The following is an 18,727-nucleotide window of genomic DNA, read 5'->3' on the forward strand; positions in this document are numbered from 1 at the left end:
GGTACTCCGTTTTATTTTTAGAGGGTTTTGTTCTAGATTGAAAAACTCATGCGTACCCAGGTCTGGGGCGCTTCACGGGAAAAGAAAGAGGGAAAGGACAGCGGGCGGGCATAAGACAGGTCAACACTGACGGCCTTCCAGGCGACCGACACGCCGACGGCCATGCCGGTCAGGCTGCCTTCAAAGGGGCCGGGCACCTTGCCGCCGACCTTGCCGGTGTCCAGCGCCACATACAAGCGCGGGGCGATGGCCTCCGAACCCAGGTTGAACGTCGGCCTCACCGAGACCTCGTTGCGCAGGTAATAGCCCTTGTCGCCCGAGAGGCTGTTGCGGCTGAAACCACGCACGCTGTAGATGCCGCCGATGGAGATCTGCTCTGACCCATACAGGGTGTGCCTGGAGTCCTGGCCGGTGAGCTGGCTGGAAAACGTCAGCGCCGTGTCGAACAGCGTGACCGGCCTGAAGTAGCTGCCGCCGTAGGTGCGCTTTTCAAATTGCGCGCGTGGTGCGTAGTCGGGCAGTCCCACCGGGTCGACCAGGGCCGCGCCGCGCTTCAGGCCTTTGGACAGGCCCATATCTACCGAGATCACGCCGCCCAGCAGGTTGGTACTGGCGCTGATACCCAGGTCGAGCACACTGAGGCGCCGGCTGCTGACCACGAGGTATTCACCTTCGAGGTAATTCTTCGAGTCCTTCTGCGTGAGCGCGCCGGACAGCGACACGCGGCTGCGCTGGTCGCGGTACATCACGCGCTCCAGTTTCAAGCTGTCGGAAGAACTAACGCCATCAGACCTGAGTTGCAGGCCGCTGGGCGCATTGATGGTGGTGACGTAGGTCGACCGGCTCTTCGACGCGGTGAAAGTCGAGTAACCAAAGGGAATCACGATGCTGAAGCTGTCGCTGACGGAGGACTTGTGCTGCAGGTCGTTGGGCACCGACTGCCGATGCGTGAGCACCATGAGTTCGTTGAAGCCGAGCAGCCTGTCGGCGATCAGCGTCAGGCCGGCCTGGTCCTTGCCGGTGGATTCGGAGCCCTGGTTGTCAAAGCTCAGCGAGGCATGGAAAGGCGTGGCCGGCTGGTTGTTGATCACCACGGTGCTGGCACCTGCCTCGTCCCCCGGCTTGATGTCCAGTTGCGCGCTGTTGGAAGACAGGCGGTTGACCTGGTCGATGCCCTGTTCGAGATCTCGCAGGTTCAACAGCTCGCCGGTTTTCGCCGGAAAGGCATTGAAAGGCCGGATACTTTTGAAGCCGCCGTCGTTGATCTGTATATCCTGGATCACGCCTTCGACGACCTGGATTTCCAGCGTTCCCGTGCTCATATCTTGCGGCGGCAGGTAGGCACGGCTGGTGATGAAGCCGCGTTCGACATAGTCCTTGGTGATCTCCCCCAGGATCTGCTCAATCTCCGTCACCCCAATGCAGCGCCCCGAGAACTCACGCACGACACGTTCGCGTGAGGCCCCAGACAGATGGGAAGCGCCGCTGATCGAGACGGTCTGGATGTTCCGGCAGGGCCCCTTGGGAACCGATCCGTCCACCTTCGGCAGGAAGTTCTTTGTATCCAGGCCCGATGGCGCCCGCTCCGCGCCTCGCGCGGCGTCCAGGTCGCGCTGCAGTTGCTCCTGGGCTTGGCGCTGGATGATCTCGCTTTGCCGCGCGGCCTCGTTGCGGTCGGCGGAGGTTTGGGCGTACAGGTTGCACGCCAGGGCGCCCAGGCTGGCGGCGACTGCGAACTGCCGAAGCGGCATGGAACCCCGGAAAACGCGCGTCCATAGCCCCCGGCCAGGAAGATGTGAAAAATTACGTTGACCGCTACCTGTCATGGAGTTACCAAAAATGTTTCGACATGTAAATGCTAGGACCCGGGCATACCTGCAACAAGGTCCACTTTGCGAGGCAACTAAGGTCCACTTTTTCGAAACACGTTTTTTTCCTGGCTGCATGCACGCATATGGAGCAGTTTTTTCAGCGACGGAAAGCTCGAGAAGAAGGCCCCGTTTCATTGGGAGAAGTACCGGCGGTCGTGTTCGTATCTGTCACCAGGCGCCCTGTTTCAGGGCATGTCGTTCTCGCATAGTTCTGGAGAAAAACGGCATAGCGCTTCCGCGGTTCTTCTGAGTCTTTCTGTGTCTTTTTGTATCTCTTGTGGTTTCCCCTGTTATTACCTGAGGCTCCCTGCCCACGCGGGTCAATGTCCCGATGCCAGAGATGTATGGAAAACCGGGGGATGGGAAACCTTCTGAAGGCACAGAGCCTGGCGTGGCCGACCTGATGCCGGCAAGCCACGAATCACCGACACGGCTGAAGCCGAAACCTGATTGGTTGCAGGTGCGACTCGAAGGTGGCGCTGGCAAGCCGGCCGCGCAGGTCTTATATCGTCTGGAGGACTCTCTGAGAAAAATCAGAGCTTGGGCATCGGCATCGGTATCGAAAGGCGCCGAAGCGATTCAGTGTGGGTTAAACAGCACGTAGACCTTGCGCATGGTGGACTGGATGTCCCACACGCCGGTTGTGTCGGCTGGAAAGAAATACACGTCACCCTGCCGCAGCGCCACCGGCGCGCCGCCGTCGGGCGTGAACACCGCGCTGCCGCTGAGTATGTGCATGGTCTCCGCCGAACGCACCTGCCTGCGATAGTGGCCAGGTGCGCATTCCCAGATACCCATCTCCGGTTGCCCGTCTAACGGCAACACCGCTTTTTCGCCGCGCAATGTGCAAGCCGGTTCGCTGAGCGGTAAGCCCACAGTACCCCAGTCCTGCAGCGCGCCTGAAAGCGCAGTGGAAGGTGTGCCAAGTTTACGGATCATGGCATCACCTATCTCTCCAGCGGTAGTAGCGCACTGACGCAGCCAGGAACCAAGGGTTGCCGGTATAAAACGGCTTGGTCTGGAAAGCCAACCCATCCAACGCGGTGTGCCCTTCTTTCAGGCCAAGCACCTGCTGGCCCACACGCATGCCGAAATAGCTCGCGGTGCCCACGCCCGCGCCGCAGTAACCCATGGCGTAATGAAGGCCCTCATGCAAGCCCACATGCATGAGCTCGTCAAAGGTATAAGCCACCAATCCCGACCAGGAATGGCTAATGCGCACACCGGTAAGTTCCGGAAATATTTTCACCATCTCGGCATGCAGCAGCGGCCCGCTGACACGGGAATCTGTTTCCTGGTGCGACACCCTGCCGCCAAACAGGATGCGTTTTCGATCAGGCGAGGCGCGGTAGTAGTACACCACCTTGCGCGTATCGCTGACGATGCGGTTGCGCGGCATCAACCTGTCCATCAAGCCCTCGGGCAAGGGCTCGGTGGCGATCATGTAGCTGCCAATGGGAATCACCCGGCGGCGCAGCCACGGCGTCACCTTGCCGGTGTAGCCGTTGGTGGCCACCACCACGTCGCGCGCGTGTACTGTGCCCCTGGGCGTAGTCACGAGGAAATAGCCGTTCTGCCTTTCAATACCGATAACCGGGTTGCGCGGCGCGACTTGCACGCCGGCGGCCAGCGCACGCTCCAGCAGCCCCTGGTGATAGCGCGCGGGATGAACCGAGCAGTGGTGCGTATAAACCGCACCGCCCCAATAGGCGTCACTGCCCAGTTCGCTGCGCTGTTCAGCGCGCGGCACCATGTGCGCTTCTACCTCCAGGCCTTTGGGCTGCTGCGCCAGCCGGGCCGCCAGGGCTTCGTACTGCGCCGGGTTGTGCGCGGCATGAAAGCGCCCTACCTGACCGTAGCTGCAGTCAATGCCTTCACTTCGGATGAAGTCGCCCACCCAGGCAAGCGAACGCTGTCCTTCGCGCAGGATGTCAAACGCTTTGCCACTGCCGTGGCGCGCAGCCAATAGCTCGAAGCCGGGCTTGATGCTGGTGGACACCTGGCCGCCGTTGCGGGTGCTGCAGCCCCAGCCGGCGTCCTCGGCATCCAGCACCAAAGTGGAACGGCCGCCACGCGCGGTCTGCAGCGCTGCGTGCAGGCCGGTGTAGCCCGCGCCCATCACCGCCACATCAACACTCTCGGGCAGGGGCGCCGGCTCCAGCACGGGGCGCGGCACTTCGTCCCACCAATAGGGTGCGAGCTTGCAATGTTCAAGAATATCCACGGTCATCCTTCAAGGCCTTTGACTGCGCGCGTCGCGCAAAACTTCGTCCGCACCCTTTTCGGCCAGCATCATCGTGGGCGCATTCGTGTTGCCTGAAGTCAGCGAGGGAAAGGCCGAAGCATCCATCACACGCAGGCCCGCCAGGCCATGCACTTGCAGGCGGTGGTTGAGCACCGCCGTCGCCGGGTCAGGCCCCATGCGGCAGGTGCTGACGGGATGGAACACGGTGGAAGCACGCTGGCGGATGTCTTCCATCAGCTGATCGTTCGACTGGATGGAGGGGCCGGGCACCAGTTCCTGGTCGATGATCGCGCTGAACGCGGGTGTGGCCGCCAGCCGCCGTAAAAACAGCGTTGCCTCCATCATCTCCTGCACGTCATGCGCTGTGGCCAGCGAGTTGGGCTCTATCAGCGGCGGTGCCATCGGGTCGTTCGAGCGCAGCCGCAGCTGGCCACGGCTGCTGGGCTTGCAGGGCTGGGCGCTCAGCAAAAAGCCCGGATACGGATCGGGCGCCATCAACGCGCGTTTGCCGGGCGTGGCCTTCAGATAGCTCAGCGGTGAAAAATACAGCTGCATATTGGGATGAGCCAGGCCCGGCCGGGACCGGAAGAAACCGCCGCCCTGGTTGACGCTGAGCGCCAGCGGGCCGCGCCGCATCAAGGCATATTGCAGCCCGGCCCACAGCTTGCCGTGCCAGGGGCCCAATTGATTGTTGAGTGTGGGCAGCCTGGAGCGGTAGAGATGATCGATGCACAGATGGTCTTGCAGGTTCTGGCCTACAGCCGGCGAGTCGCACACGACCTCGATGCCAAGAGCCTTGAGCTGCGCCGCCGGGCCGACGCCCGAAAGCTGCAAAAGTTGCGGGGAGTTGACGGCACCGGCCGCAACAATCACCTCGCGCCGCGCGCGGACCGAGCGCAATTCACCGCCTTGCCGGTACACCACGCCGCTGGCGCGCAGCCCGTCAAACACAATGCGCGTGGCGAGCGCATCCGTCTGCACGCTGAGCCTGGTGTGCTTCATCGCGGGGCGCAGGTAAGCGCTGCTGGCCGAGGCGCGCAGCCCGTCCCGGGTCGTGATCTGGTAAATGCCCACGCCCTCTTGCGAACCACCGTTGAAATCGGAGTTGCGCGGCAGCCCGGCCTGGCTGCCCGCCTGCAGGTAGACCTTGCACAGGGGATGAACCTGGCCGCTCACGTCGCTGATACGCAGCGGCCCGCCGGCGCCGCGCCAGGCATCGGCGCCCTGCTCGTTGTCTTCGAGCTTCTTGAACCAGGGCAGCACGTCGTCCCATGACCAGCCGGTGTTTCCGAGGGCGGCCCATTGGTTGAAGTCGGCCGGCTGCCCGCGTACGAACACCATGGCATTGATGCTGCTGGAGCCGCCCAGCACTTTGCCGCGCGGCCAGTAGGCCTCACGACCGGCCAGGGCCGGCTCGGGCGCAGTGCGGTACATCCAGTTCACTTGCGGGTTATAGAAGGACTTGCCGTATCCGATGGGGACGCGCAGCCAAAATTGCCTGTCGCTTCCGCCGGCCTCCAGCAGCAGCACGCTGTGCTCGCCGGACTCACTGAGGCGATGAGCCAGCACACAACCGGCCGACCCGGCGCCCACAACGATGAAATCAAACTCTGTCACCGGATGGAGCATCTCACGGCAGGTGGCCTGATGCACAGGTCCGTTTTAGACTAAATGCCAGACCATTCAGGGGTGCCGGCGCACAAAGGATTCAGGCCGCCAGGGCGGCCTTGCGCCCCGCGCGCTGTGGCTTGGCCTTTAACTGCCTGTCCAGCACATCGGCCAACACCTTGACGCCGGCTTCGATCACCGGCGGTGGGCTGCTGCCGAATCCCAGCACCAGGCCGCTGACGCTGAGCGGCGTGATGGCAAAGCGGCCCAGCGGCGACGCCGTAATGCCGCGCCGGTCGGCCTCCTGCGACACGTCGGACTCCGCCAGCCGCGATGCCAGGTAGCCCACGGTGTGCAGGCCGCTGCTGGCGGGCACCACGTCCAGCAAGCCGCGCAAGTGCTTGCCGGCGGAGGTGGCCAGGGCCTCGTGCCGCTCGGAATAGATGTGCCGCATGCGGCGCACGTGCACGGCGAAATGCCCTTCGTCGATGAATTCGGCCACAACGCCCTGGGTGTGCGAGGGAACGCCCTGCAGGAATCGACTCATGACAGTCTGGAACGTACCCACGAGAGCCGGAGGCGCCAGCACATAGCCCAGGCGCAACGCCGGAAACAATGACTTGCTGAAAGTGCCCACGTAAATCACGCGCCCCGTGGTGTCCACACTTTTGAGTGTGGGCGGCGGCCTGCCGGCGAAGAAGAACTCACCGTCGTAGTCGTCTTCAATCACCCAGGCACCGGCTTGCTCGGCCGCCTGCAGCAAAGCGAACCGGCGCGCCAGGCTCATCACACAACCCAGGGGCTGCTGATGCGAGGGCGTCACAAAAGCCAGCCGAAAGCGCGGCGCCAGGCGCAGGCCTTCTTCCACACGCAGTCCATGTCCGTCGACGGGCACGGGAATCAGGTCGGCCCCTGAAGCAACCAGGCTGTTGCGCGCGCCGATGGCGCCCGGGTTCTCAAACCAGACCTTGTCGCCCGGATTGAGTAGCATGGAGCCGATCAGGTGAAAGGCCTGCTGGGCGCCGCCAAGGATGAAAACCTGCTCGGGATCACAAGTGATGCCGCGGTTCGCGCGCAGGTGGGAGGCGACCGCGCGGCGCAGCTGGATCGACCCATAGGGGTCGCCGTAGCCCAAAACTTCATTCTGGTCGCCGCGCAGCCACTTCGCCGACAGCTTGGCCCATTGCGCCATGGGAAACACGTCAAAGGCAGGCAGGGCGGTGGTGAAGGCGCGCGGCGCATGCGGCAGCCGGCGCCGTTCCACAAAGCGGCTGATGGCCTCCTCCATGATGGCCGACAGCTTGGGCGCGGCGGGCTCAGGGGAGGACGCTTTGGCCTTTGACGGCATCGGCCTGTCGGCCCCCAGCACCGCGCTGACGAAGGTGCCTGAGCCGGTCTGCGAATCGATCAGGCCCTCGGCCGTGAGGCGGCTGAAGGCTTCAACTACCGTGGTGCGTGACACCCCCAGGTCATTCGCGAGCGTGCGGCTGGCCGGCAAACGGTCACCAGGGGCAAAGCCGCCCGAGAGGATGATTTCGCGCAAGGCCATGCACAGCTGCGTGCTCACCGGATGGTGGTGGCTGTGATCGATCCGGATCGACAGCAAGAGCGAACCGCCTGCACGCTTGACCATGGATTGCCTTTGTTATGTTGGGAAAAATGGTATCACGCATTAATCAAAATGGACCTTTTCGGCAATCCACTTGAGCGGGATGATGGTTCCATCCAACACTCCTGTCGGCTTGGGCTACTGCATGCTTATCCGGAAACTCGAAACCTTTTGCGACCCCTTCGTGGGCTTTGTGCGCGTCACCGCCGACAACGGCGCGCAAGGCTGGGGGCAGGTCTCGCCCTACCATGCCGACATCGCCGCGCAGGTCTTTCACCGCCAAATTGCGCCCTGGTCGCTGGGCCGCAACGCACTGGACATCGACGGCCTGGTTGACGCCATCGCCGAGCATGAACACAAGTTCCCCGGCTCGCACCTGTACCGTGCCCTTTGCGGGCTGGACACCGCTTTGTGGGACCTGCGCGGCAAGGCCGAGGGCAAGCGCGTCTGCGAACTCATAGGCGGCAGGGCACGGCCGCTGACTGCCTACGCATCGTCCATGAAGCGCGACATCACGCCGCAAGATGAAGTCAGGCGCATGCTCGCGCTGCGCGACCAATGCGGCTTCAATGCCTTCAAGTTTCGTGTGGGGGCCGAGTACGGCCATGACAAGGACGAGTGGCCGGGCCGCACCGAGGAGATCATCGCGGCCATGCGCGGCGCGCTTGGCGCAGGCCCAGCCCTGCTGGTAGACGCCAACAGCTGCTATTCACCGCGGCGCGCCATCGAAGTGGGGCGCATGCTGGAAGACCATGGCATCGGCCACTTCGAAGAGCCCTGCCCCTATTGGGAACTTGAGCAGACGCGCGAGGTGCGCGAGGCGCTGTCCATCGACGTGACCGGCGGCGAGCAGGACTGCTACATGCCGCTGTGGAAACACATCATTGAATCGAAGACCGTCGATATCGTCCAGCCTGACGTCTGCTACATGGGCGGCCTCGCCCGCACGCTGCGGGTGGCCCGCATGGCCGAGGCCGCGCAGCTGCCCTGCACACCGCACAGCGCCAACCTTTCCATGGTGACCCTGTTCACCATGCACCTGCTCTGTGCCATACCGAACGCCGGCAAGTACCTGGAGCTGTCGATCGAGGGGCCGGACTACTACCCTTGGCAAGAAGGTTTGTTCGTGAGCTCTCCCTACACCGTGCGGGACGGCCGGGTTACCCTGCCTGACGCGCCGGGTTGGGGGGTCGAGATCAACCCCGAATGGCTGGCAAAGTCCCGTTACCAGATGAGTGAGATCCCCTGACCATGGCCGCCTCCCTGAACGCACTGGTGCACGAAGCGCAGACGAGCGGCACGCTCGCGGGCCTGCCTGATTGCCATCTGATCAATGGTGTTTTCGTTCCGTCACAGAACGGCGCGCGCATGGAAACGCTGGACCCGGGCACCGGCCTGGCCTTCACGAGCTTTGCCGCCGGCGATGCGGCCGATGTGGACGCCGCCGTGTTTGCCGCACAAACGGCGCTGGCCGGTCCCTGGCGCACGATCACCCCGGCTCAGCGCGGCCAATTGCTGCACCGGGTCGCCGGCCTGATACGCGCCAATGCTGACCGGCTGGCCGTCACCGAAACCCTGGACAGCGGCAAGCGCTTGGTGGAGGCACGCGGTGACGTCGCCAGCGCGGCGGCCACTTTTGAATACTACGCGGGCGCCTGCGACAAGCACCAAGGCGACAGCATTCCGCTGGGCGAGGACTATCTTGCCTACACCGTGCACGAACCCATCGGCGTCACCGCCCACATCATTCCCTGGAACTATCCGCTGTCATCGGCCGCGCGCGGCATTGCGCCGGCGCTGGCTACCGGCTGCACAGTAGTGGCCAAACCGGCGGAGCAGACGCCGCTGACGGCATTGATGCTGGCCCAGCTCTGCATGGAGGCCGGCATGCCGCTCGGCGTGTGCAACGTGGTGACCGGCACCGGCGCGCAGGCCGGCGCCGCGCTGGTGCGGCACCCGGGCGTGCAGCACATCAGCTTCACCGGCTCGGTGGCCACCGGCATTGATGTGATGCAGGGTGCCGCACCCCAGGTCACCCGGCTGGTGCTGGAACTGGGCGGCAAATCGCCGGTGCTGGTATTGGCCGACTGCGACATCGCCAAAGCCGTGGACAACGTGCTGGGCGGCATCTTTGAAAACGCCGGGCAGATCTGCTCGGCCGGCTCGCGCCTGGTGATAGACCGCCGCATCCACGATGATTTCGTGGACAGGCTGGTGGCGCGCGCGCGCGCCATGACGCTGGGCCACGGACTGCGCGATGCCGGTATGGGCGCGGTGAACTCACGGGTCCACCTCGACAAAATCGCCGGCTACGTGGACCGCGCCTGGGCGCGCGGTGTGAAGGTACGCTGCGGCGGCCGGTGCGCCACCGACCCGCTGACCGGCAAAGGCTGGTTTTACGAGCCCACGATCCTGGACGGGTTTGCGCCGGACGACGAAGCGGTGCAGCAAGAGATTTTCGGGCCCGTATTGTGCGTACAGGTGTTTGACGATATCGACGAGGCCCTGGCGCTGGCCAACGGCACTGACTTCGGGTTGGTCGCGGGCATCTTCACGCGCGACTTTGCCACAGCGCACCAGCTTGCCAGGCGCATTGATGCGGGCCAGATCTATATCAATGAATATTTTGCCGGCGGGGTGTCTGTGCCCTTCGGCGGCAACAGGCGCTCCGGCTTCGGCCGCGAAAAAGGGCTGGAGGCGCTGCGCAGCTACAGCAAGCTCAAAAGCGTAGCGGCACGTATTTGAGGCGGTCGCAGCATTTGAAGCACTTGAAGTGATCGAGGTTTCAGGGGAGTTCTGGGGTGTCAGTTCAACAGGAGTCGATGAAATGATGAACAAGTCTATGAACAAACCGGCCTGCAGCCGTGCCGCGATGCTGGGCACGCTGATGTGCCTGGCCGCATTGTTTTCCGGCAACGCCGCCGCGCAGCTGACTATTGTCTCTTTCGGCGGGGCCTACCAGGAGGGCCAGAGCAAGGCGCTGTTCCAGCCCGCCGCCAAGGCACTGGGCATCACCATCAAGGAGGAAACCTATACCGGCATTGCCGACCTGCGCCTGAAGGTCAAGGCTGGCGCCGTGACCTGGGACATCGTGGCCAGTGGGTCGGGCAGCGCGGCCCGCGCCGGCGCCGAAGGCTTGCTGGATCCGCTGGACTACAAGGCCATTGATGTTTCTTCCTTCGCACCCGGCCTCACGCAGGAGTTCTGCGTAGGCAGCGACGTGTTCTCTACCGTGATGGCCTGGAACACCAAGACCTACGGCGACAAAGGCCCGCAGACCTGGGCCGATTTCTGGGACGTGAAAAAATTTCCCGGCAAGCGCTCTTACCGCAAGGGCGTGGCCGGAGCACTGGAGCCGGCACTGATGGCCGACGGCGTGCCGCCCAACAAGGTGTATGAAGTGCTGTCGGCGCCCGGCGGCATCGAACGTGCTATCAAGAAAATCAAGGAGCTCAAGCCCAACATCGCCGTGTGGTGGTCGTCCGGCGCGCAGCATGCCCAGCTCATGAAGGACGGCGAGGTCGACATGGTCACCGGTTGGAACGGCCGCTTCGACGTGGTCGCCAAGGACGGCGCCAAGGTCGCCTACACCTTCAACCAGGCCCTGCTGGATTACGACTGCTTCGGCATTCCCAAGGGTGCGCCCAATAAGGCCCTGGCGGTAAAGTTCCTCAACGAGATCAGCAAACCGCAGTACCAGGCCGAGTTCACCAAGTACATCACCTACGGGCCGACCAACAAAAAAGCTTATGACGGCCCGGCGATTCCCGCCGCCTACGCCAAAACGCTGCCTTCGTACCCGGACAACGCGGCCAAACAGGTCATCATCGACCTGAACTGGTACACCAGGAACGAAGCAAAGGCTTCCGAGCTGTACCAGAACATGCTGACCGAGTAAAAAGGCGGGCTGCCCCGTGCAGGCGGACCGATGGGACCACAGAACAAAGCAAGCAAAACAAAGATAAAAGAGAAGGCGCATCCATGAGCAACAAGTCGTCGCTGCCTATCACCCTGCGGCAAGTGACCAAGCGTTATGGCTCCGCCTATGCCCTGGACCACGTTGACCTGGACATCCGCAGCGGCGAATTCCTCACCTTGCTGGGTCCCTCGGGATCCGGCAAGACCACGCTGCTCACGGTGCTGGCCGGCTTCACGCGGCCCGACAGCGGCAGCCTCAAGTTCGGCGAGACCGAGGTGATCTGCACGCCGCCGCAAAAGCGCGACGTCGGCATGGTGTTCCAGAACTACGCTCTCTTCCCGCACATGACGGTGGCTGGCAACGTGGCGTTTCCGCTGAAGTTGCGCGGCGTCAAGCGCGAAGAGGTGGCGCGCCGCGTGGAGCATGCACTGGAGATGGTGCGCCTGGCCGGCTACGGCGAACGCGGCGTGCACCAGCTGTCGGGCGGGCAATGCCAGCGGGTGGCCTTGGCGCGCGCCATGGTGTTCGAGCCGCGCATCATGCTGATGGACGAGCCGCTTTCCGCCCTGGACAAACAGCTGCGCGAACACATGCAGATCGAGCTGCGCCAGCTGCACGACAAGCTGGGCATGACCACCGTCTACGTCACCCACGACCAGCGCGAGGCGCTGACCATGTCCGACCGCGTCGCAGTGATCAACGGCGGCCGCATCGTCCAGCTCGACACGCCGCGCACCCTTTATGAACGGCCGGCCAACCGCTTTGTGGCCGAGTTCATCGGCGAATCGAGCTTTGTGCCGGTGGCTGTGCGCGACGGCGCGGTGGTGCTCAATGGCACGGCGCTCACCACTTCCACCCATCCCGGAAAGGACGGGCCGCGCTTGCTGATGCTGCGGCCCGAGCGGCTGAAGATTCTGGCCAGCGGTGTGGCCGCGCAACTGGGCGCGAGCATGAACATCCTGAACGCCCGCGTGCACGCCACCGTCTACCGGGGTGACAGCTCGCTGGTGCAGGCGGCCCTCGCCGACGGCAGCGTCGTCAGCGTGCGTGGTGCGTCGGGCAGCAATGCGGGCAATTCCTGTCCTTCGGCTGGCGACATGCTCACGCTGGGCCTGGCGGTTGGCGACACGGTACTGTTGCCACAGGAAGCCGCCGCATGAATGCTGCGGCCGACATCGCACAGAACGCCGAAGCGCTGGCAGGCAGCGCGCGCCGCGAACGCTGGGCGCTGTTGTCGCTGGTGTCGCCGGCTGTACTGCTGGTCACCGTCATCATGGTGCTGCCCGTCGGCTGGCTGTTTTATCTCTCGGTGCTGTCAGACACGGGCACGTTCAGCCTGGAGCATTACCGCCGCATGTGGGAGCAGCCCTCGTACGCGCGCACCTTCTGGGTCACCTTCGAGGTCAGCTTCCTGACCACCGGAATTTGCATTCTGCTGGGCTACCCGCTGGCCTACTTCCTGTCCGAGCTTCCCAAACGCATCGCCAACCTCTGCATGATCGCGGTGCTGTTGCCGCTGTGGACCTCACTGCTGGTGCGCACCTATGCCTGGCTGGTGCTGCTGCAGCGGCGCGGCCTCATCAACGGCTGGGGCATGGAACTGGGCCTGTGGAATCAACCGCTGGAGCTTGTACACAACCTGACCGGCACGCTCATAGGCACCGTGCATGTGATGCTGCCTTTCATTGTGCTGCCGCTTTACGCCACCATGCGCGGCATCAATCGCGACTACCTCAAAGCTGCGGTCAACCTGGGCGCGTCGCCCACACGCACCTTCTGGCAGGTCTTCTTCCCGCTCTCCATGCCTGGGCTGCTCACCGGTTCCTTGATCGTCTTCATCCTCTGCCTGGGCTTCTACATCACACCGGCGGTGCTGGGCGGCGGCAAGGTCATCATGGTGTCCAGCCGCATCGCCAACGACATCGAGATCTTCTTCAACTGGGGCGCCGCCAGCGCACTGGGCGTGGTGCTCCTGCTGCTGACGCTGCTGCTTATTTTCGCGGCCTCGCGCCTGGTCAAGCTGGAAGATGCCTTGCGCGACAGGGGAACTTCATGAAGACCTGGCTGCGGCAACCCGTCACTGAAACCCAGATCCGCCGCGGCAGCCGCCTGTGGCTGTACGTCATCGCGGCGCTGGTCATGATCTTTCTGGTGGCGCCCACCCTGCTGGTCATCCCCATGAGCTTTTCCAACTCGCAATACCTGGAGTTTCCGCCCCGGCAATGGTCACTGCGCTGGTACGAAAGCTATTTCAGCTCAGCCGCCTGGATGCAGGCCACGGCCACCTCGCTGAAAGCCGGCATACTGACGGCCCTGGTCGCCACGCCGCTGGGCACGATGGCAGCCTATGGCCTGCTGGTCTCGCGCATACGCCATGCCGGCTTGCTGACCATGCTGCTGCTCACGCCCATCGTGGTGCCCGTCATCCTGATCGGCATCGGCGTGTTCTACGTCTACGTCAAGCTGCAGCTCGTCAACACACTGACAGGGTTGGTGCTGGCCCACAGCATGCTGGCGATCCCGGTGGTCATGATGGTGGTCAGCTCGGCGCTCAAGACCTTTGACCTGAACCAGGAGATGGTGGCCCGCAGCCTGGGCGCCTCACGGCAGGAAGCTTTCCGGCTGGTGACTTTTCCGCAGATCCGCTTTTCCGTTTTCACCGGCGCGGTACTGGCCTTTCTCACATCGTTCGACGAAATCATTGTTTCGCTCTTCGTCTCAGGCGGCGACAACTCCACACTCACGCGCAATATGTTCAATGCCCTGCGCGACCAGGTGGATCCGACCATCGCAGCCATCTCCACGCTTATCGTGGCTTGCACGTCGTTGATGCTGGGCGTGACCCAATTCATTGGCAAAAAGGCCAAAACCGAACGCCAGCGCTGAAGCTACAAGGCGCAGAGCCATAGGGCCAAGGGCCTGCTGGCCTTGCCTCGCTATAGCTTCAAAGTCAACTGCCTCCAGGCGCCATCAAGCTGATCCTGATCCAGCGTCGCGCCGGAAAAACTGAGCGTACGTTGCTCAGCCGCTGGCAGCAGCAAAGCCACGCTGCCTTGCGCTGGCGGCCGTGCGCCTTCACGAAACACCGCGATATGCAGATCTTGTACGGTGGACTCAACGCGCAGGCGCCATTGCCCATATGTGCCGCTGCGCCAGGCCTGGGTATGGCCGTCGTCTTCAAAACATGTCGCCTCGAAATTTCCGGCTCCCTTGAAGGGAAACAGCTGGAAACCGCGCACATCTTCCACTTTTGCGAAATGGATCTCGCCGAGATTTAACGGTATGGCGCAGCCTTCCCGCGCCAGCAACGGAGGCGCGCCGTCCATCGGCGCCTCCAGCGTTACCGATTGGCCGGCGCCGAAGTGTCGCGCCGTGTGCACTTCGTACCACCCCCCGGTGCCAGGCAACCACACGGGGCGCAGCGTCTGACCGGGCTCGACCACCGAGGCCACCAGCAGGTTGGCGCCCAGCAGCATGTCGTCGTTTTCTTCCAGGCAGTGCGTTTCTTCCGGGAAGTCGTGCCAGGTCGGCCGGATGATGGGCTCAAACGCGCTGTGATAACGCCACACCAGGTCGTACAGGTAAGGCATGAGCCGGTAGCGCAGGCGAATCAGCTCGCGCACCTGGGGCGTCACTTCGGGGTACATCCAGGGCTCGTTGACGGTTTGGTCATCGTTCCATGAATGGATGCTAAAGCGCGGCAAAAAGATGCCGTGCTGCACCCAGCGCACCAGCAGTTCGGGGCCGGGCGCGGGGCCTGAGAAACCGCCGATGTCGTGCCCAGTGTTGGACACACCCGACATCGCCAGGCCCAGGCCCATGCGGATGTTGTAGCGCAGCGTTTCCCAGTCGGTGTAGTTGTCGCCCGACCAGGTCTGCACATAACGTTGCATGCCGGCGGCGCCGGAGCGCGACACCAGGTAGGGCCGCTCCGCGGGCGCGAACTCGGTCTGCGCGGCGTGCGAAGCCTGCATCATCAACAAGGTCTGCAGCGGGCGCGCTTCGCGCGCGGGACGCGGCGCCCCGAAACCGTGGGCCAGCGCCTTGTCGCTCCAGATCTCGTATTCGTTGTTGTCATTCCAGGTGGCGGGGATGCCGTATTCGAGCAGCTGCTCAGCCACCTGCTTCTTCCACCAAGCGATGGTCTTGGGGTTGGTGAAGTCGAGGTAGGCGCCTGTGCCGTCCCAGAACTGTATGGCGGTGGGCTGGCCATCCGGGTCGTTGACAAGAAGGCCAGCCTGGCGGACTTCCTCGAAACGCGGATGGTCGCGCAACAGCGCGGGCTTGATGTTCGGCACCAGGTGCACGCCGCGGTCCAGGTAGCTTTTCACAAAGACCGCAGGGTCGGGAAACTTCTCGCGGTTCCAGTTGAAGACGTAGCGGCCCGGGCCAATGGAGGTGTAGCCCGACGACAGGTGGAACGAGTCGCAGGGAATGTCGTGCTCTTCACAGCGTTCAAGGAATTCACCCATGCGCTCCTGCGCATTCGGTGAGTCGGTGTAGCTCATGGTCGAACCGGAATAGCCCAGCGCGTAGCGCGGCGGGAAGATGGGCCGGCCGGTGAGCCAGGTGTAGCGTCGCGTGATGGCGGCCGGATCAGTGCCGGCGATGTAGTACAGGTCCAGGTCGCCGTGGTCGGCCACGAAGTATCGGTAGTGGCCGTGGTAGTTGTCCATCTCGCGGCCCATGTCGAAGCTGCAGTCGGACAAGGTGTCGTAGAACAACCCGAAGCACAGGCCGGCGTCTTTTTCACCACCCTTTCGGGTGATGTAGAACGGGATGTGCTTGTACAGCGGGTCGGTGCTGCGCGCGCTGTAGCCCATGGGGTCGAGGTTGCACATGCGGTAGCGCTGGCCGGCGCGGTTGGCGTCGCCGGCGCGTTCGCCCAGGCCGAAGTAGGCCTCGCCGCGATCACGCTGCAGGTAGTGGTAGACCTTTTCGTCCCACCATCCGAAGTTGTAGCTTTGTGTGGTTCGGTCGGCGGCGGTGGCCTGCCACACACCGTGGTGCCGGCTTTCCCAGCGACAAAAGAAGCCCTCGAGCGCAATGGTCAGGCGCACGGCCGCTGTGGTGATCTGCAGCTGTGCGCCTTCTTCCCTGAGCTCGAACGCGGGTAGCGAAAAGCCGCTCACGTCGAAGCGGTCGCGGCCTTCAACGGGCAAGTTTTCAAGTCCGGGCGCCACGGTCCAGCTGCGCGGCATCTGCAGCCGTCCTTGCGGCAGCACCAGCACACGAACGATGTCTTCTTCGAGCACCCAGATGTGGGCCGTGGCGCCACTGGTGCTGTTCAGGACGAGGTGGTTGCCGCTGCGCGATTGCAGGGCGAAAGAGGGAGCTTGATCAAGGCGCATGGTCGGCGGGTCAATGTTTCGTCTGGCGCAGGTTCAAAGACGCAAGCCGTTCTGGTCGAAGAAATGCAGGTGTTCCGAAGGTGCGGTCACCTTGACGGTGTCGCCGCGCTGGATGTTGGTCTGCCCGCTCAAAATGATTTCAAAAGGCGCATCGGGCACCACGTTGCCATGCAGGATGCTGGTGCTGCCGAGTTGCTCGACCTGCGACACCTTCATCTCCAGCGGGCCGTCGTTGGTGAGCTGCGCATGTTCGGGCCGGATGCCCACGGTGTGGGTTCCGGGACTGGCGCCAGGCATCTGCGCTACCGGCACGAAGTTCATGCGTGGGCTGCCGATGAAGCCGGCCACGAACTGGTTGCAGGGCCGGTTGTACAGCTCCAGCGGCGAGCCGACCTGCTCGATGCGGCCGGCGCGCAGCACCACGATCTTGTCGGCCATGGTCATGGCCTCGACCTGGTCGTGTGTCACGTAAATCATGGTCGCGCCAAGCCGGGCATGCAGGTCGCGAATCTCGGCGCGCATCGAAACGCGCAGCTCGGCATCGAGGTTAGACAGCGGCTCGTCGAACAGGAAGAGCCTGGGTTCGCGCACGATGGAGCGGCCTATCGCTACGCGCTGACGCTGGCCGCCGGAAAGCTGGGTGGGCTTGCGCTGCAGCAGCGGCGTCAGTTGCAGCATGGCGGCTGCGGCATTGACCTTGCTTTCGATCACAGCCTTGGCCACGCCCAGGTTTTCCAGGCCGAAGGCCATGTTGTCGTAGACGCTCATGTGCGGGTAGAGCGCGTATGACTGGAACACCATGGAGCAGCCGCGGTGTGCAGCGCTGACATCGTTGACGCGCTCGCCGTCGATGCGAATGTCGCCGGCGCTGGCGGGCTCCAGCCCCGAGATGATGCGCAGCAGTGTGGATTTTCCGCAGCCCGAGGGGCCGACGAAGACCACGAATTCACCGTCGGAAACGGTCAGGTCCACGCCATGGATGATGGTGGCTTTGTCGAAGGTTTTGACGACGCTGGCGAGTTCAAGAGTGGCCACAGGAAAGTCCTCGGTTTATTTGACGCCGGCGCTGGCGATGCCGGTGGCGATGTATTTCTGCAGGAAGGCGAAGACCAGGGTGATCGGGATCAGGGTGATCACGGTCATCGCCAGCAGGTAATGCCACTGCGTGTTGAGTTCGCCCTGGAAGGCATTCAGCGCGAGTTGCAGCGTGAAGTGCTCCGACTTGGACAGCACGATCAACGGCCAGAGAAAGTCGTTCCAGCGCCACATGAACGAGAAGATGGCCAGCACCGCCATGGCCGGCGCGGCAAGAGGCAGGATGATCTTCCAGTAGATGCGCCATTCACTGGCGTTGTCCATGCGCGCGGCCTCGAGCAGTTCGTCGGGAATGGTCAGCATGTACTGGCGCAGCAGGAACACGCCGGTGGGTGTGGCCACCGCGGGCAGGATCACGCCCCAGAGGTTGTTCAAGAGGTTCAATTCCGAGATCACCAGGAAGGCCGGCACCAGGATGATGGTGGGCGGAATCATCAGCGTGGCGATGATCAATACAAACACCGTCTTCTGCCCGGTGAACTGGTACTTGGACAGTGCGAAGGCCGCCATCGAATTGAACAACAACGTGAGGATGGTGGCCACCACGGTGATGAACACGCTATTCCAGAGGTAAGTACCGAAAGCGAACTTGCCGAACAGCTCGGTGTAGTTGCCGCCGGCGAATTTGAGTTCATTCACCGGTTTGCGGTCGTTGATGTTGACGCGCAGCTCGGTCTGCGGCGCGGCGGGGTCGACCATGGTGGCGATCAGGCCGATGCGGCGCACCTGGGCCAGTTCGCGAATGTTGCCCTGCTCATCCTTGGCACGGAACAGCGGCAGGGGCTTGTCGTAACCGGCCACCACCGCTTCCTTCTGGCTGTAGGGCAGAAAGGTCGGCGGAAACTGGCTCAGCGCGCTTTCGGTCTTGAAGGACGACATCACGAGCCACAGCACCGGGCCGAACATTACGATGAGGCCGGCCAGCAGATAGGCGTAGGAGACCCAGTCGGTCCAGTGCAGGCTGGTGCCACCGTGTTTGTGGCCCTGTTTGTCAGCGTACGTGCGGGTGAGGAAATTGGCCATCGCTTT

General features: G+C 63.3%; 14 protein-coding genes. 6 read left to right on the plus strand and 8 right to left on the minus strand.

Features of this window, described 5'->3' with window-relative positions:
* Positions 1 to 32 precede the first annotated feature (32 nt).
* The 5 genes from AC1DYR_RS13480 to pdxR all read right to left on the minus strand — a co-directional run bounded on the left by AC1DYR_RS13480 (position 33) and on the right by pdxR (position 7,357).
* Positions 33 to 1,751 (minus strand): ShlB/FhaC/HecB family hemolysin secretion/activation protein, encoded by a 1,719-nt coding sequence (locus AC1DYR_RS13480; protein ID WP_477705534.1) that lies wholly within the window; start codon positions 1,749 to 1,751, stop codon positions 33 to 35.
* A gap of 699 nt (positions 1,752 to 2,450) precedes the next feature.
* A complete protein-coding gene (locus AC1DYR_RS13485) occupies positions 2,451 to 2,810 on the minus strand; it encodes a cupin domain-containing protein (protein WP_477705535.1) in 360 nt (119 codons plus the stop codon).
* Positions 2,811 to 2,814: 4 nt separating this feature from the next.
* Positions 2,815 to 4,095, minus strand: coding sequence for an NAD(P)/FAD-dependent oxidoreductase (locus tag AC1DYR_RS13490; protein ID WP_477705536.1), 1,281 nt, complete (start codon positions 4,093 to 4,095; stop codon positions 2,815 to 2,817).
* 9 nt (positions 4,096 to 4,104) lie between these two features.
* Positions 4,105 to 5,733: a GMC family oxidoreductase gene (locus AC1DYR_RS13495; protein ID WP_477705537.1), complete on the minus strand. Its 1,629-nt coding sequence runs from the start codon at positions 5,731 to 5,733 to the stop codon at positions 4,105 to 4,107.
* Positions 5,734 to 5,824: 91 nt separating this feature from the next.
* Positions 5,825 to 7,357 (minus strand): MocR-like pyridoxine biosynthesis transcription factor PdxR, encoded by a 1,533-nt coding sequence (gene pdxR, locus AC1DYR_RS13500; RefSeq protein WP_477705538.1) that lies wholly within the window; start codon positions 7,355 to 7,357, stop codon positions 5,825 to 5,827.
* A gap of 82 nt (positions 7,358 to 7,439) precedes the next feature.
* On the opposite strand from pdxR, the gene AC1DYR_RS13505 reads away from it, so the two are divergent.
* The 6 genes from AC1DYR_RS13505 to AC1DYR_RS13530 all read left to right on the plus strand — a co-directional run bounded on the left by AC1DYR_RS13505 (position 7,440) and on the right by AC1DYR_RS13530 (position 14,138).
* Positions 7,440 to 8,582 carry a mandelate racemase/muconate lactonizing enzyme family protein gene (locus tag AC1DYR_RS13505; protein ID WP_477705539.1) on the plus strand — a complete coding sequence of 381 codons (1,143 nt, stop codon included), beginning with the start codon at positions 7,440 to 7,442 and terminating at the stop codon, positions 8,580 to 8,582.
* Between the two features lie 2 nt (positions 8,583 to 8,584).
* Positions 8,585 to 10,078, plus strand: coding sequence for an aldehyde dehydrogenase family protein (locus AC1DYR_RS13510; protein ID WP_477705540.1), 1,494 nt, complete (start codon positions 8,585 to 8,587; stop codon positions 10,076 to 10,078).
* A gap of 82 nt (positions 10,079 to 10,160) precedes the next feature.
* Positions 10,161 to 11,231: an ABC transporter substrate-binding protein gene (locus AC1DYR_RS13515; protein WP_477705541.1), complete on the plus strand. Its 1,071-nt coding sequence runs from the start codon at positions 10,161 to 10,163 to the stop codon at positions 11,229 to 11,231.
* An 83-nt stretch (positions 11,232 to 11,314) separates the two neighbouring features.
* Complete coding sequence (locus AC1DYR_RS13520) at positions 11,315 to 12,412, plus strand: ABC transporter ATP-binding protein (RefSeq protein WP_477705542.1); 1,098 nt, start codon at positions 11,315 to 11,317, stop codon at positions 12,410 to 12,412.
* Complete coding sequence (locus AC1DYR_RS13525; RefSeq protein ID WP_477705543.1) at positions 12,409 to 13,308, plus strand: ABC transporter permease; 900 nt, start codon at positions 12,409 to 12,411, stop codon at positions 13,306 to 13,308. Before AC1DYR_RS13520 ends, AC1DYR_RS13525 begins: the two co-directional genes overlap by 4 nt.
* Positions 13,305 to 14,138, plus strand: coding sequence for an ABC transporter permease (locus AC1DYR_RS13530; RefSeq protein ID WP_477705544.1), 834 nt, complete (start codon positions 13,305 to 13,307; stop codon positions 14,136 to 14,138). Before AC1DYR_RS13525 ends, AC1DYR_RS13530 begins: the two co-directional genes overlap by 4 nt.
* Before the next feature lie 50 nt (positions 14,139 to 14,188).
* Here AC1DYR_RS13530 and AC1DYR_RS13535 read toward each other — a convergent pair whose 3' ends face one another.
* Genes AC1DYR_RS13535 through AC1DYR_RS13545 form a run of 3 tightly spaced genes read right to left on the minus strand, consistent with a single transcriptional unit; the run spans position 14,189 to position 18,721 of the window.
* Positions 14,189 to 16,603, minus strand: a complete 2,415-nt coding sequence (locus AC1DYR_RS13535; RefSeq protein ID WP_477705545.1) for a glycoside hydrolase family 31 protein — start codon at positions 16,601 to 16,603, stop codon at positions 14,189 to 14,191.
* A gap of 33 nt (positions 16,604 to 16,636) precedes the next feature.
* Positions 16,637 to 17,638 (minus strand): ABC transporter ATP-binding protein, encoded by a 1,002-nt coding sequence (locus AC1DYR_RS13540; protein WP_477705546.1) that lies wholly within the window; start codon positions 17,636 to 17,638, stop codon positions 16,637 to 16,639.
* A 15-nt stretch (positions 17,639 to 17,653) separates the two neighbouring features.
* Complete coding sequence (locus AC1DYR_RS13545; protein ID WP_477705547.1) at positions 17,654 to 18,721, minus strand: carbohydrate ABC transporter permease; 1,068 nt, start codon at positions 18,719 to 18,721, stop codon at positions 17,654 to 17,656.
* Between the last annotated feature and the right edge of the window lie 6 nt (positions 18,722 to 18,727).

The organism is Polaromonas sp. P1_F9 (assembly GCF_056405615.1).

Coding starts and splice junctions, on each gene's coding strand:
- AC1DYR_RS13480 (WP_477705534.1), bottom strand. CDS start 1,751: ATGCCGCTTCGGCAGTTCGCAGTCGCCGCCAGCCTGGGCGCCCTGGCG.
- AC1DYR_RS13510 (WP_477705540.1), top strand. CDS start 8,585: ATGGCCGCCTCCCTGAACGCACTGGTGCACGAAGCGCAGACGAGCGGC.
- AC1DYR_RS13530 (WP_477705544.1), top strand. CDS start 13,305: ATGAAGACCTGGCTGCGGCAACCCGTCACTGAAACCCAGATCCGCCGC.
- pdxR (WP_477705538.1), bottom strand. CDS start 7,357: ATGGTCAAGCGTGCAGGCGGTTCGCTCTTGCTGTCGATCCGGATCGAT.
- AC1DYR_RS13545 (WP_477705547.1), bottom strand. CDS start 18,721: ATGGCCAATTTCCTCACCCGCACGTACGCTGACAAACAGGGCCACAAA.
- AC1DYR_RS13520 (WP_477705542.1), top strand. CDS start 11,315: ATGAGCAACAAGTCGTCGCTGCCTATCACCCTGCGGCAAGTGACCAAG.
- AC1DYR_RS13485 (WP_477705535.1), bottom strand. CDS start 2,810: ATGATCCGTAAACTTGGCACACCTTCCACTGCGCTTTCAGGCGCGCTG.
- AC1DYR_RS13505 (WP_477705539.1), top strand. CDS start 7,440: ATGGTTCCATCCAACACTCCTGTCGGCTTGGGCTACTGCATGCTTATC.
- AC1DYR_RS13515 (WP_477705541.1), top strand. CDS start 10,161: ATGATGAACAAGTCTATGAACAAACCGGCCTGCAGCCGTGCCGCGATG.
- AC1DYR_RS13535 (WP_477705545.1), bottom strand. CDS start 16,603: ATGCGCCTTGATCAAGCTCCCTCTTTCGCCCTGCAATCGCGCAGCGGC.
- AC1DYR_RS13525 (WP_477705543.1), top strand. CDS start 12,409: ATGAATGCTGCGGCCGACATCGCACAGAACGCCGAAGCGCTGGCAGGC.